Below are 13,052 nucleotides of genomic sequence, written 5' to 3'. Positions count from 1 at the left end.
GGCAACAGAGCCAGCGAAGGCGACAGAGTCGCCCGCCGCTTCCCACCGATCACCGGTTTGGCAGCCATGACGACCGGTGGGAGAGCGGAGAGCGACTCCCTGGGCCGCACGAGACAGCCGGGCCGCTCCGCGCGCATCCTCTGCGAAGACGCAGAAAGATCCGGGCTGACCTGCCAAAATGTCTCTGCGGACTCATCTAGTCTAACCGCGATCACGCGGTGCGGACCATAGGTGATGTGACTCCGGTCACCGCCCCCACCGGACCTGACCGGTGCCCGGCGGACCCGTGAGTCGCGATTCGAGGCATGGGGTCCCTGACATGTCCAGACAGCACGTACCGTCCCCCACCTTCGCCGCCCACCCCGCGCGTCCGGCGGGAGAGTCGCCTCCCGCCAGGCCTGACGTCGGGCGGGGGGCCCGATGAACGAGCACGCCCGCCACCACGACCCGGACAAGATGGTCCCCGCCGAGATCGTCCCGCGGCAGCGGCCCGTCCGGCCGGCCGAGAACGCCCGGCGGCCCGGATTCTGGAACGGGCTCACCACCATCGAGCGCGCCGCCTTCCTCGTCCTGGCGCAGGAGGTCGTCCACCCGGCCGGCACCGTGCTGTGGACCGAGGGCCAGGAGGCCGACCACACCTTCGTGATCAAGTCGGGCACGGTACGGGTCTCCGTGGAACGGGACGGGCGCGAGCGGTTCGTCGCCTTCCGCGGGCCCGGCGACATCATCGGCGAGCGCGCCGCCCTGCAGCTGCGCCGCCGCTCGGCGACCGTCGTCGCCATGGACACCCTCCACGTCCTGTGCCTGACGACGCACGAGTTCGTCGCCTACCTGAGCGATCACCCGCACGTGGTCGCCGTCCTCGAGCGAGAGATGTACAACCGGATGACCGAGCAGGGTCCGGGCCGGCCGCCGCAGCGCGTCCACTACCCCGCCGGCGCGGGCAACCCGTACGGCACCGCCGCGCAGCACGGCTCACCGCAGCCGTACGCCACGACGCAGATCCCGGTGGTCCCGAACTACCCGTACGCGATGGCGGGGCCGTTCGCGGTGGCCGCTCCGAGCGCCGCGCACGAGCCCTGGGGCGGCGGTGAGGCCCGCGTGGTGGAGCCCACGGCCGTGGTCACCGGGGCGTCCGCGACCCCGCCGGTGCCCCCGACCGTGCCCCCGACCGTGCCCCCGACCGTGCCGGCCCGCACCGTGCCCGCCCGTTCCCGGCGGCGGGTCCGGTCCCTGGAGGCGGCCGTCGAGACGTCCTGGGACCGGCCGACGCAGCCCATGGTCCTCCCGGACGACGACGGCCCGTCCTGGGCCGGCCAGAACTGCACCATCGTCTACACCGACGTGGCCGGGTTCAGCTCGCCCGCCCGCAACGACGTCGACCGGATCGACGTGCGCCGCGCCATGTACCGCGCACTGCGCGAGGCGTTCGAGGAGTCCGGCGTCCCCTGGCACGCCTGCCACGTCGAGGACCGGGGCGACGGCGCGCTCATCGTCATCCCGCCGCAGGTGCCGACGGCGACCGTGGTCGACCCCATGATGGTGTCGCTCGGCCGGCGGCTGCGCGGCCACAACCACCGGGCGAGCGGGGCCGTCCGCGTCCAGCTCAGGGTCGCGGTGAACGTCGGCCCCGTGATGCCCGATCCGCCCGGCGTGTCCGGCTCGTCCATCATCACGGCGGCCCGGCTCCTCGACGCCGGCCCGCTGAAGGAGCGGCTCGCCGCGACCGGAGCCGACCTCGGCGTCATCGCGTCCCGGTTCGTCTTCGACTCCGTGATCGTCCCGAGCCCCGGCCAGGTGACCGCCGCCGAGTACGAGCGGATCACCTGCCGGGTGAAGGAGTCGGACCTCGAAGGCTGGATCCACCTGCGCGGCCTGCCCGCCCTTCCCGCCTTCTGACCGTCCGACCGGCCGCCGGCCCGCTCGGCCCGCCCCCCGCGCGGGCCGCACCAGGCCGTCCCGCCTCCCCGGCCGTCCAGGCCGCCACGACCCCGCGCGCACCGTCGCCGCGGGGTTCTCCGCTTTCACCCCCGCCGCGGCTGCGGCTGGTCGACCGGCCGGCCGTCGTGGTGCCGCGGTATCCGCATGACGAACCGGGCGCCCCGCTCGCTGTCCTCGATGGTGAGGGTGCCGCCGTGCAGCCGCGCGATCTCCCGGGCGATCGGCAGGCCGAGGCCGGAGCCCGCCGGGTCGCGGGACTTGCTGGCCTCCAGGCGGGCGAAGCGCTGGAACACGAGGTCCCGGTCCTTCTCCGCGATGCCCGCGCCGTCGTCCATGACCTCCAGCACGGCGATGTCGTCCTCCCGCGAGACCGTGACGTCGACGCGCGACTCGGCGTGCCGCTCCGCGTTGTCCAGCAGGTTCGTCAGGAGCCGGATGAGCCGCAGCCGGTCGCCGCACACCGTCACGCCCTCCTGGAGATGCGGGACGATCCGCTTCGTCCGCTCCGAGCGCGCCAGCTCGATGGTGACCAGCGCGCCGAGGTCGACCGTCTCGACCTCCTGCCAGGCGGCGGCGTCCAGCCGGGCGAGCTGCAGCAGGTCCGTCACGATCGCCTGGAGCCGCTCCAGGGTCTGCAGGACGCCCCGCGCGGTCTGCGGCCAGTCGACGTCGTCGGGGTAGAGCAGGGCCTCCTCGATCTGGGCGCGCGCTGCCGCGATGGGGCTGCGCAGGTCGTGGGACGCGTCGGAGGTGAAGGTGCGCTGCCGTTCGAGGGCGCTGTCCAGCCGGTCCAGGGTCGCGTTCGCGGCCTCCGCGAGCCGCCTGATCTCGTCCCGCGACTCCGGCACCGTCACCCGGCGGCCCGACTGCTGCGCGGTGATCTCCGCCAGCTCGGCCCGGATCGCCTCCACGGGGGCGAGGGAATGGTCCACCGTCGCCCAGGCCCGCAGGCACCCCAGCAGGATCACCAGCAGCGAGACGCTGGCCAGGAACATGATCAGACCGGGATGCACGTACCAGGGGACGATCGGGACCGCCGCGTAGATCAGCCAGTCGCCCCCCGGCTTGAAGACGCGGAAGCCGATCACCCAGAGGCACCGGTCGCGCCGCACCGGCGCGCACACCCTCCGGGTGGAGTACACGCGCGTCGCGGACGGGACGAAGTCGGCGAGCGGCCGGCCCGCCGGTACCCGCCCCGGCGTCCCCGCGATCACCGACCGGTTCTCGTCCAGGACCTGGAGGATCACGCCCTCCCCCGCGTCGAGCCGGGCGGGCGCCGACTCGCGCCGCAGCACGTACGACAGCCGGAACGCGGCCGCGGTCGCCTCGCCGCGGGACGAGTCGCTCTCCGATCCCCGCGCCGCCACGAGGATCAGCGTCGTCGCGATTGCGCAGATGATCGCGGTGACCGTCCCGGCAATAACGGTCATCCGCACCCGTATGGACCATGTGCGCCGTCCGTTCACCCGACCTCCCGCAGGTGAGGTAATCACCGCACACGCCGAAATCAGTCCTCTGAACAGCAGTGACGCATACAAGACAGGCCAAAGAAATGGTTGCCGAACCGACCGGTCAAGAAGAAGCCAAAGCGCTGATGGGCGCACGGACTAGAATGCTCGGTTATGGAGCTGCGCCAACTTGAGTACTTCGTGGCGGTTACGGAGGAGGCCGGCTTCACCAAGGCCGCGGCCCGGCTGCACGTCGCCCAGCCGGGCGTGAGCGCCCAGATCCGGCAACTGGAGCGGGAGCTCGGCCAGCCGCTGCTCGACCGCTCCGGGCGGACCGTCCGGCTGACCGAGGTCGGCGCGGCCGTCCTGCCCTACGCGCGGGCGGCGCTCGCGGCGGTGGAGGGCGCCCGCCTGTCGGTGGACGAGCTGACGGGCCTGCTCCGCGGGCACGTCACGATCGGCACGATCGACTGGATCCGGTCGCTCGACCTCCCCGGCATGCTGGCCGGCTTCCACCGCGACCATCCGAACGTCGAGATCACGGTCGTCCAGGAGGACACCGCCAGGCTGACCGAAGGGCTTCGCACCGGACGGATCGACCTGGCCTTCCTCAGCATCGGCGCCGAACCGCCCGAGGGCATCGCGACGCAGGTCGTCATCGAGCAGGACCTCTTCGCCGCCGTCGGCCGCGGCCACCCGCTCTCCCGCAGGTCGACGGTCACCCTGCGGGCCCTCGCCGAGGAGAACCTGGTGTGCCTGCCGAAGGGCACCGGGCTGCGGGCCGTCCTGGACGAGGCGTTCGCGGACGCCGGCCTGCGCCCGCGCATCGCGTTCGAGGCGGGCGAGCCTCCCGTGCTGGCGGAGATCGCCGCGCACGGCCTCGGCGTCGCCGTGCTCCCCGAGTCGGCGGCGCGCGGCCGCCCGGACGACCTGCACGCGCTGCCGGTCGTCCGCCCGCGGCTCACCGGCCGGATCGCCCTGGCCTGGCGCGCCGAGGGGCCGCGCGGCCCGGCGGCGCGGGCGCTGATCGCCCGCGCGCGCCGGACGCCCGCCTGATCAGGCCGCCCGCTCGTCGGAGTCGTCCAGGACGGCGCGCAGGACGTCCGGCCTGTCGGTGATGATCCCGTCCACGCCGAGGTCGACGGCCCGCTCCATGTCGCGGGCGTCGTCGATCGTCCAGGTGAGGACGTCCATCCCCGCGTCCTGCACCTCGTCGACGTAGGACTCGGTCAGGCCGCCGAAGGGCGGGTTGACCTGGTCCGCGTACTCCGCGAGGTCCGGCAGGTCGTCGACCTCCGGGGTACCGAGCAGGCCGGTCGGCACCCTCGGCAGCACGGCGTGGAACCGCCGCACCGACTCCCAGTCGAACGACTGGACGACGAGGTGCCGCTCGTGCGGGTCGTAGCGGAGCCATGACGGGTACCGCCTCAGCTCCGCCGCGACTCGCCGCTCGATGCCCGGGTAGAGCGCGGGGCTCTTGATCTCCAGGAGCAGCCCGAGGCCGCTGCCGCGCATCGCGGCCAGCACCCGGCCGAGCGTCGGGACGCGTTCGCCCGCGTACCGCTTCGCGAACCAGCCGCCGGCGTCCAGCCTCCCGATCTCGGCGAGGGTGAAGTCGGCGACCCGCCAGGGCCTGCGCTCCGGGTAGACGTCCTCCGCGTTCGTCGTCCGGGCGAGCGTGGTGTCGTGCATGATCACGAGCTGGTGGTCCCTGGTCTCCTGGACGTCCAGCTCGAACATGTCGGCGCCCTTGGCCTTGGCGAGCCTGAACGCCGAGAGCGTGTTCTCCGGCGCGTACGCGGACGCGCCGCGGTGCGCGACGTCCACGACGTCGGCGTCCGGATCCGGGGCTCGGGCCGGGGCGGTGCGCGGGCGCGGTTCCGGGGCGCCCGGCGGGGCCAGGAACGGGTCGGGGCCTGGCCGGGCGGCGGCGGGCGCCGCCGGGACGGCGACGGCCGCGGTGGCCAGGACGGCGATGAGCGCGAGACGATTCCGCCGGTGCATCAGTCACCTCTCGGGAGCCGGGGCTGTCCGCCCCAACCCTCGGACCGTCCGGTGACACCGGGGTGACGGATTGGTAGCAGACTGTGTACCGATGGTGACGATACGCATCCGGTCCCGTCAGGACGAGTCAGACACGGCCGATCCGCCCGAACGGCCCCCGGACTCGTCTGTGCCGTCCCTTTCGTCCGCCTCCGCGGCACGCGCGCTCCTGGCCGCCTTCGCCAGGACCAGCGCGCCGAACAGCAGCCTCCTGCTGCGCCTGAGCGGGCGCGGGAACCTCGTCCGCTCCGCCCTCGGCGCCCGCCGCGGCGCGGGCACCGCGGGAGGAGCCGGGTGGCGGGGCATGCCCAGCCGGGTGGGACGGCTCCGGCCGCGCAGCGTCACCGACCGTCCGACGTCCCACTCGTCCGACTCGGCGAGGTGCGCCAGGTCGAGGACGGTCGCCGAGGCGAGGACCCGCCCCTCCTCGTCCTTCGCGAGGTCGCTGAGCCGGGCCGCCTCGTTCACCGGATCGCCGATCACCGTGTACTCGAACCGCTCCTCGGCGCCGATGTACCCGGCGACGACCGGGCCGGCGGACACGCCGATCCCCGCGTCCAGCATCGGCACCTCGGCGCGCAGCCGCACCGCCAGCTCCCGGGCCGCGCCGAGCGCGCCGCCGGCCGAGTCCTCCAGCTGCGTCGGCGCCCCGAAGATCGCCAGCGCCGCGTCCCCCTCGAACTTGTTGATCCAGCCGCCGTGCTTCGCCACCACCGACACCACGACGCCGAAGAACTTGTTGAGCAGCCCGACCACCTCGTCCGGGCCGCGCGTGTCGGCCAGCCTCGTGGACCCCGTCAGGTCGACGAACAGCACGGCCACCTCGCGCGTCTCGCCGCCGAGCGTGACGACGCCGCGCTCCAGCGCCAGGTCGGCGACCTCCTCGCCGACGTGCCGCCCGAACAGGTCGCGCAGCCACTCGATCTCGCGGAGCCCGGCGACCATGTGGTTGAACCCGGCCTGCAGCTGCCCGACCTCGCTCGCGTCGTACACGGCCACCTCGGCGCCGAGATCGCCCCGCTCGACCTGCGCCATCCCGCTGCGCACCGCCTTGATCGGATCGGCGATCGCCCGCGTCGCCATGTAGATCACGCAGACCCCGGCGAGCAGCGCGGCGCCGCCGAGCCCGAGGATCGTGATCGCGAGCTGGGTGACGTTGATGTCGGGCGAGGCCAGCGCCGCGATCGCGACGCAGATCAGCCCGAACACCGGGATCGCCGTCCCGAGCGCCCAGGCGAGCATCACCCGCGTCGTCACCCCGGGCAGCCGGAGCCGCTTCGGCCGCTCCGCGCCCAGCACCAGCGCCGCCGCCGGCCGCAGCAGCCGCTCCGACAGCAGGTAGACGATCGTGCAGGTCGTGCCCGCGCCGAGCAGGCACGTCAGGCCCGTCTTCACCGCGAGCCGCCCGGTGAACAGGATCAGGTCGAGCGCCGCCCAGCCGAGCGCGCCGACCGCCCACAGCGCCCCGACGAGCAGCGTCAGCCGCAGCGGCCCGAGCAGCACGGCCCGGCGCTGCCGCCGGTCGGGCTCGCCCCCGTCCCGGACGAACGTGACCACCGGGCGCCACAGCCACAACCCGCACAGCAGCGCCGCCGGAGCCGCGATGACCGGGTAGCTGAAGAACGCGACCGCGTTGACCAGGTGCACGTAGTCGCGGTCGTCCAGCGGCGGATCGGGGACGACGAACGTCGCGAACAGCAGCACCACCAGCGCGCCGACGGCGTTCGCGACGCCCACGACGAACAGCAGGACCCACCGCACCCGGATCTCGAGCCTGCTGGTCACGCGCGCCTCCGGAGGGAAGGAACCGCCGGGGGGATCATCCCACGGCGGCGGGCGTCCCGGCGGGTCGACTGCCGGGACGCCCCTCCCTCAGACGCTCTCCTCGGCCACGGCCACCGGAACCCGCGCCTCCTGGGAGCTGCGCCGGACGAACGGCCAGCCGACCACGACCAGCGCCGCCCACGCGCCCATCACGTACAGCGCGATCCGCGTGTCGGCCTCCCACGCGATCGTCACCGTGACGAACGCGAAGAACGCCAGCACGGCCCAGTTCGTGTACGGCGCCCACGGCATCCGGTACGGCGCCTTCGGCAGCTCACCGGCCGCCGCCCGCCGCCTGTAGGCCATGTGCGCGAGCAGGATGACCGTCCACACCAGCAGGGCCCCACCGGTGGAGACGGACGTGATGTACTCGAACGCCTTGTCCGGCACGACCGCGTTGACGACCACGCCGATGCCCATGACCAGCGCGGAGATGACGACGGTCAGCACGGGCACACCGCGCCCGTTGAGCCGTCCGAGCACCTTCGGGCCGTCCCCGTTGACGCCGGCCGTCCGCAGCATCCGGGACGTCGAGTAGAGCCCGCCCGCGTTGCAGGACGACAGCGCCGCCGTCAGCACCACGAAGTTGACGATGTCCCCGCCGCCCGGAATGCCGATCCGGTCGAACGCCAGCACGAACGGGCTGGCCCCGCCCTTGAACGCCGTCCAGGGCACCACCGCGAGGATCACCAGCAGCGACCCCAGGTAGAACAGCGCGAACCGCAGCGGCAGCGCGTTGATCGCCCGCGGGATGTTCTTCTCCGGGTCCTTGGCCTCGCTCGCCGTGACGCCCACCAGCTCGACGCCCAGGTAGGCGAACATCACCATCTGCAGCGTCATGATCGTGGCCCCGGCCCCTTCGGGGAACACGCCCCCGTGGTCCCACAGGTTCCCGACCCGCGCGGTGTCCCCGGCGTCGCTGAACCCGAAGACCAGCACCCCGAGCCCCACCAGGATCATCATTACGATCGCCGCGACCTTGATCATCGCGAACCAGAACTCCAGCTCGCCGAAGAGCTTCACCGAGATCAGGTTCACCACGAACAGCACGACCAGCGCGACCAGCGCCGTCTGCCACTGCTCGACGCCCGGCCACCACTTCTGGATGTACTTGCCGGCCGCGGTCAGCTCCGCCATCCCGGTCGTCACCCAGATGATCCAGTACGTCCAGGTCGTGGCGTAGCCCCAGAACGGCCCGAGGAACTCCCGGGCATACCCGGCGAACCCGCCCTCCGTCCGCCGGTACGTCAGCAGCTCGCCGAGCGCCCGCATGACGAAGAACAGGGCCAGCCCCGCCACGGCGTACGTCAGGATCAGGCTCGGCCCGGCCTTGGCGATGTTCTCTCCGGCGCCCAGGAACAGCCCGGTGCCGATCGTCCCGCCGATGGCCAGCATCTGGATCTGGCGGGTGCCAAGCCCGCGTTGGTAGTCCTCCGCGCTCTGGTCGTTTGGGAGCTTCGCGACCACGCGGCCTCCTCTCTACAGCCGCCCCCACAGGGGAAGCGGCGCCACCCTCCGATCACGCACGGTTGCGTAACCCGGACAGAGTAGGAGCCCCAAGCACAAACACGAAACACACCTGCCCGCCCGGTATCCCCCTGCCCCGTTCGTCCCCTCCCCCGCCCGGGGTAATCGAGTTGGCGACGCACTCGGCCATCGCGTATGCTCTCGGACGTCGCCAAGCGCCGGGAAAACCGGCCAAGACACCCCTCCAGAGCCGCTAGGCTCGGAGCAGCAAGGTCCTGTGGAGCAGTTAGGAGTGCTCGCCACCCTGTCAAGGTGGAGGCCGCGGGTTCAAATCCCGTCAGGACCGCCAGACGCGCCGACGCGCGTCCTGGGCAGGTAGCTCAGTCGGTACGAGCGTCCGCCTGAAAAGCGGAAGGTCGGCGGTTCGACCCCGCCCCTGCCCACCTGATCAAGCTCCACAAAGAAGCGCCCGACCTGCAAGAACAGGTCCGGGCGCTTCTCTCGTCTGTCCGGCTGTGTCCGACCGTCACCGGCCCTCGGCGAGCCCCGTGCCGAATACGTGCCGAAGATCGCACCGCAACCAACGCCACGCGACGCTGGCCGGTCCAGCAACCGCAGCAGCAGTTCAAGGCGGTGATGGCCGGTATCCCGTGGCCCAGGCAGGGGCGCGGTCGCCCCCAACCCTGCCTGGGCCGGGTTCGGGGCGACCCGGCCCCTACGGGTCCTGGACGATCCGCGCCCACCTGCGCCGACGCGGTATCGCAGCCACGTTCCCAGTGCTGGCCGACCAGGCCTGCCGCCGGCAACGCAAGGGCAGCCACGGCGGTCTTCCGCCCACCTGCGACCCGATCGACCAAGAATGCTTTGAGGGTCTCAATTATCGACCTGCCGTAAACCCCCATGCGGTTGTGCACAGCGTCTGCGGATGCAGGGCGGAACGTGCCCGATCCGCTGCGCCCAGAAGCGACTATTGAGCGGCCATTGCAATCGTGTTGGCTTCGATGGCGAGATACGAGTCCAAGGTTGCACTCTCCAACTGATTAGCCTGTGGTTCGATGTCGAGCTGCGGCTCAATGTCAAGAAGATCCTGCCAAGAGCTTTCTCTTCCGCGCTCATACGCCTGACGCGTCGTTCCGAGCAGGCGCTCGCGTTCACCGGCTTCTCGTTCAGCGAACCATGCCCGGCGTTCTCTGATACGTTCTTCGGCCATATCTTCCCTAATCTCGGGAGGAATCTCCCAAAGATCCGGCAAGTCGCCTCGGACATCGGGCAGCAACCGGGCCTGCTCAGCAGCGAGGCTCTGGCATGCGGCGAACAATCGGCGTGACATCCCCAAGGTAAGATCAGTTCCGGGCACCTTGCCGGTCAGCATATCCCATCTCTCCGAAGGCGGACGACGAGCATATGCGGACCTATCGCGCGCGACCATGCGTTCTCTGCGGGTACTGTCGTCCCATTCAAGCGGAACTACGAGATCGGTTACTTGCCTCCGAGATGCTCCAAGGTCCGCTACTGCGGGTCCTACTGGACGCACCGACAGCAGTTCTCGGGGGAGGGCTTCTAGTGCGTAGTAGGTCAGCATCCGAGAGCGCGCGAGCGCGACCAACTCCGTGTCGTCCTCATCTGGACGCCGGGGGCCATTGGGCGGAACACTGCATTCTCGTTTTCTGCCTGAAGCTTCGATATCGACCGTGATGAAAACCCTGTGCTCGATGCTCGTGCCGCACAGGACACGTAGATGCGGACCCGTCATCAGACCGCTCGCAGAGAGTTGACTCGCCCCCCTCGTCAATTCTGGCTTGCCTATACGGCGAGCCCCCTTGGCTTCGATAAGCCAAGTACGCGGTTCTTTCCGATGGAACCCGACAAGGTCGGGCTGACCATTCTTCTGAGACCAGAGCGGTCCGCGTCCAGGGAGCAAGGGCAAAGCCTCGGCGTGAATCGTCGGACCTAGGCCCATCAGGCCCCGGCAGACCCACTCGGCCATCGTCATGCCGATGCGATAGGCGAACATAGCGCGTGCCGTCTTCTCTGTTCCCTCCTGGTAGACCACGTTCGGCTCGAGACGGCAACCGGTTGATCCCGGAAGATGGATACCGTTGCCAGTGCGGCACAGGTATGCGCTCAATGGGAAACGTCGAGCAATGATCTCTGCTGCGGCGAGCCCAGGAACGGCGGCCAGCCAAGCGTAAGGATCGCGCCCATATGTCATGGCCGCATCGATTACCTCGCGCCACGTCGTTGGTACCAGGTAGTCACCCGGCGGCACCACGTCCCGGAGGTTCGGCCAAGGCGACCGGGCTTTATCTATGCGGCTTCTCGATGGTCGACGTTCAGGCTGGAGCGGCGAACTACTTCGCATAATCACCGGCACGTCAAACGCGTCGGCCAAGTTGACCGGTTGACCCGAAGCATTGGCGGGCGGCATCATGCCGCAACAGCCTGCCACAGTCCGAATGTTAGCGCGATCGCCTGCACCGAGCCTCAGTCTTCTCGGCTGGAGGACGCGTTGCTATGCCGCGTTGCCCGAACGGCTGCGCTCCCAGTCGAGCACAGGGCGACCGGCCTGCCGCCGACACAGCGGAACTGAGCACGCGGGCATGGATCTGGACGGGCACGCGCTATTCAAGGACCGCTTATGCCTCGACCAGCTTCACAAGAGCTTCCCGCTTCCCTGAAGGAGCGTCACGTAGCACCTGCCGAGCACGCAGAAGCGCATCCACGTCAGCAGTGGCAGCGGCGACCTCCGCGGCGACCGAGTCGATCTTCCCTAGCCCCGCATCAGCAAGCCAGCGAGACACCTGAGCCCAGGAGTACAGCTTGACGCGACTACCGCGATGAATGACCGGAGCGGGGAAACCTCCAGGTCCGCGCTCACCGGTCGTCCAGTGTCCGACCGCTGGGGCCGACCTGCCGGTCTTCTCAGCGATGTCGTCGATGGTCACCAGATCCTCCATGACGCCGGTCACCGCCAGCCCAGAGCGCTCGCTGTCGTCGATGGCCGACAGGATCGCCCCGATCGCGTTGGGCGCCTCGCGCGAGAACAGGATCGTGCCACCCTGATCGTCGCCGGAAAGTTGACCGTCACCGCAACGCGAGTACAGCCGCTCTGCGGCCTCCTCAAGGTCGCTGACCGGGCCGACCTCAAGCTCGAACCAGTAGGTGCTCATCAATCCTTCCCTTCATGCCGTGCAGCCACCTTGGCGTCGTGCTGTCGCATCCGCCTCCGGATCTTCTGTGCCTCGTGTTCGTCAACGTCGGGAGTTCCGTTGATCGAGAAGGGAGGGGCGCAGCAGCCGGGGCCGCCAGGGCAAGAGGCCCTCGCGTAGGCGTGAGCCCGTCCGCTGGTGTAGGTGATCTTCCACCCGGCTTCCTCTAACTCCTTGATGGCCGCTCGCGTATGCTTGCCTGGCATGTAGCGATAGTACTACGTATGTAGGACTAGGCTAACACTTCGCCTCGATGGCATCCAACGCAGTTACTCCCGCCAGGCTGCACGGGCCAGGCGATCGCAGCCATGCGAACCGACCGAAGCCGATCCAGGACCGCCGGGAGGCACCGTGCGCATGAGCACTCGGACATCGAACAGGACGCCTTGGTTCACCCACCGGCCGCGGTCGGCGCACAACTCCTGCTCGGCCAGTTCAATGGCGGCTGTGCCGACTCGGTCTTGCCCGCGGTTCTGGCGCCGTCCTGGTCCTCATCCGCAGCGTAGGAAGCCGGGAACTCATCGACCGGGAGCGACTCGCCCTTTTTGATGACGTGCAACCGCACGACGACCCCCCGGAAACGCTTCGCCAGCACGCTGAGTGGCGCCCTACACCGATCCATCTCCTGGCCGGTTGGTTGTCACGCCAGGTCAGGTCACGTCGGATCGTTGGTCTACTACGTAGAGAGCCCAGCCGCGCGTGGGTCGAGTCGGCAGATGTAGCCGGAGTAGCCGTGGCGCTTGGAGTACTCGCCACCGTTCCGGCAGGAGGTCTTGTCGGGGTACCAGTCGATGAAGTGCGTGCCGTCGGCGGATGCCGGGGAAGCGGTGGCCGACGGGGTGATGGGAGCGGCCGAGGCGGCACCGGTCCGCCAGCGGCTGCCAGGAGCGGCGGCGGAGTTGGGCTTCCCGCGCCGCCGGCCGAAGGAGCGGCCACGATGTGCAGCGCGCAGAGTCGTTCGTCGCAGTGGTCGGAGGATGGTGCGCTGGGCGACCGTCAGCCTCTGGTGGGCTTTGCACATATCCGAGTAAGGGCGCATGGTGACGAGTTGATAACTCTGCGTGACGGGTACGCGCGGTTGGTGACGATCGGGCCGAACGCGGTCCGTCCGGAGGTTGCG

8 protein-coding genes and 2 tRNA genes are annotated in these 13,052 nt (G+C 70.3%); 4 read left to right on the top strand and 6 right to left on the bottom strand.

Annotation, left to right across the window (positions count from 1 at the left end; translation table 11 throughout):
* Positions 1-420: 420 nt before the first annotated feature.
* Positions 421-1,899, top strand: coding sequence for a Crp/Fnr family transcriptional regulator (locus AB0C21_RS03870; protein ID WP_500202541.1), 1,479 nt, complete (start codon positions 421-423; stop codon positions 1,897-1,899).
* A 125-nt stretch (positions 1,900-2,024) separates the two neighbouring features.
* Here the strand turns inward: AB0C21_RS03870 and AB0C21_RS03865 are convergent, their stop codons facing one another.
* The gene (locus tag AB0C21_RS03865; RefSeq protein WP_500202540.1) at positions 2,025-3,371 is read right to left on the bottom strand and encodes a sensor histidine kinase; all 1,347 of its coding nucleotides are present in this window, start codon (positions 3,369-3,371) and stop codon (positions 2,025-2,027) included.
* 192 nt (positions 3,372-3,563) lie between these two features.
* Here AB0C21_RS03865 and AB0C21_RS03860 point away from each other — a divergent pair, with 192 nt between their 5' ends.
* On the top strand, positions 3,564-4,445 hold the full coding sequence (locus tag AB0C21_RS03860) for a LysR family transcriptional regulator (RefSeq protein WP_500202539.1): 882 nt from the start codon (positions 3,564-3,566) through the stop codon (positions 4,443-4,445).
* Here AB0C21_RS03860 and AB0C21_RS03855 read toward each other — a convergent pair whose 3' ends face one another.
* The 3 genes from AB0C21_RS03855 to AB0C21_RS03845 form a co-directional block, all read right to left on the bottom strand.
* The gene (locus AB0C21_RS03855) at positions 4,446-5,393 is read right to left on the bottom strand and encodes a glycerophosphodiester phosphodiesterase (protein WP_500202538.1); all 948 of its coding nucleotides are present in this window, start codon (positions 5,391-5,393) and stop codon (positions 4,446-4,448) included.
* A 117-nt stretch (positions 5,394-5,510) separates the two neighbouring features.
* On the bottom strand, positions 5,511-7,217 hold the full coding sequence (locus AB0C21_RS03850) for an adenylate/guanylate cyclase domain-containing protein (protein ID WP_500202537.1): 1,707 nt from the start codon (positions 7,215-7,217) through the stop codon (positions 5,511-5,513).
* Positions 7,218-7,304: 87 nt separating this feature from the next.
* Positions 7,305-8,723 carry an amino acid permease gene (locus tag AB0C21_RS03845; RefSeq protein WP_500202536.1) on the bottom strand — a complete coding sequence of 473 codons (1,419 nt, stop codon included), beginning with the start codon at positions 8,721-8,723 and terminating at the stop codon, positions 7,305-7,307.
* 271 nt (positions 8,724-8,994) lie between these two features.
* Here AB0C21_RS03845 and AB0C21_RS03840 point away from each other — a divergent pair.
* Positions 8,995-9,072, top strand: a tRNA-Asp gene (locus AB0C21_RS03840).
* Between the two features lie 20 nt (positions 9,073-9,092).
* Positions 9,093-9,166 (top strand) — tRNA-Phe (locus tag AB0C21_RS03835).
* Positions 9,167-9,690: 524 nt separating this feature from the next.
* Here the strand turns inward: AB0C21_RS03835 and AB0C21_RS03830 are convergent.
* Both AB0C21_RS03830 and AB0C21_RS03825 read right to left on the bottom strand, forming a co-directional pair.
* Positions 9,691-10,095, bottom strand: a complete 405-nt coding sequence (locus AB0C21_RS03830; RefSeq protein ID WP_500202535.1) for a hypothetical protein — start codon at positions 10,093-10,095, stop codon at positions 9,691-9,693.
* Between the two features lie 1,264 nt (positions 10,096-11,359).
* Positions 11,360-11,893: a hypothetical protein gene (locus AB0C21_RS03825; RefSeq protein WP_500202534.1), complete on the bottom strand. Its 534-nt coding sequence runs from the start codon at positions 11,891-11,893 to the stop codon at positions 11,360-11,362.
* Positions 11,894-13,052 lie beyond the last annotated feature (1,159 nt).

This window comes from Spirillospora sp. NPDC049024, from assembly GCF_040649235.1.
GTDB lineage: Bacteria > Actinomycetota > Actinomycetes > Streptosporangiales > Streptosporangiaceae > Spirillospora.
This window is presented reverse-complemented; position numbering and strand designations above follow the sequence as displayed.

Coding starts and splice junctions, on each gene's coding strand:
- AB0C21_RS03825 (WP_500202534.1), bottom strand. CDS start 11,893: ATGAGCACCTACTGGTTCGAGCTTGAGGTCGGCCCGGTCAGCGACCTT.
- AB0C21_RS03870 (WP_500202541.1), top strand. CDS start 421: ATGAACGAGCACGCCCGCCACCACGACCCGGACAAGATGGTCCCCGCC.
- AB0C21_RS03860 (WP_500202539.1), top strand. CDS start 3,564: ATGGAGCTGCGCCAACTTGAGTACTTCGTGGCGGTTACGGAGGAGGCC.
- AB0C21_RS03855 (WP_500202538.1), bottom strand. CDS start 5,393: ATGCACCGGCGGAATCGTCTCGCGCTCATCGCCGTCCTGGCCACCGCG.
- AB0C21_RS03830 (WP_500202535.1), bottom strand. CDS start 10,095: ATGCTGACCGGCAAGGTGCCCGGAACTGATCTTACCTTGGGGATGTCA.
- AB0C21_RS03865 (WP_500202540.1), bottom strand. CDS start 3,371: ATGACCGTTATTGCCGGGACGGTCACCGCGATCATCTGCGCAATCGCG.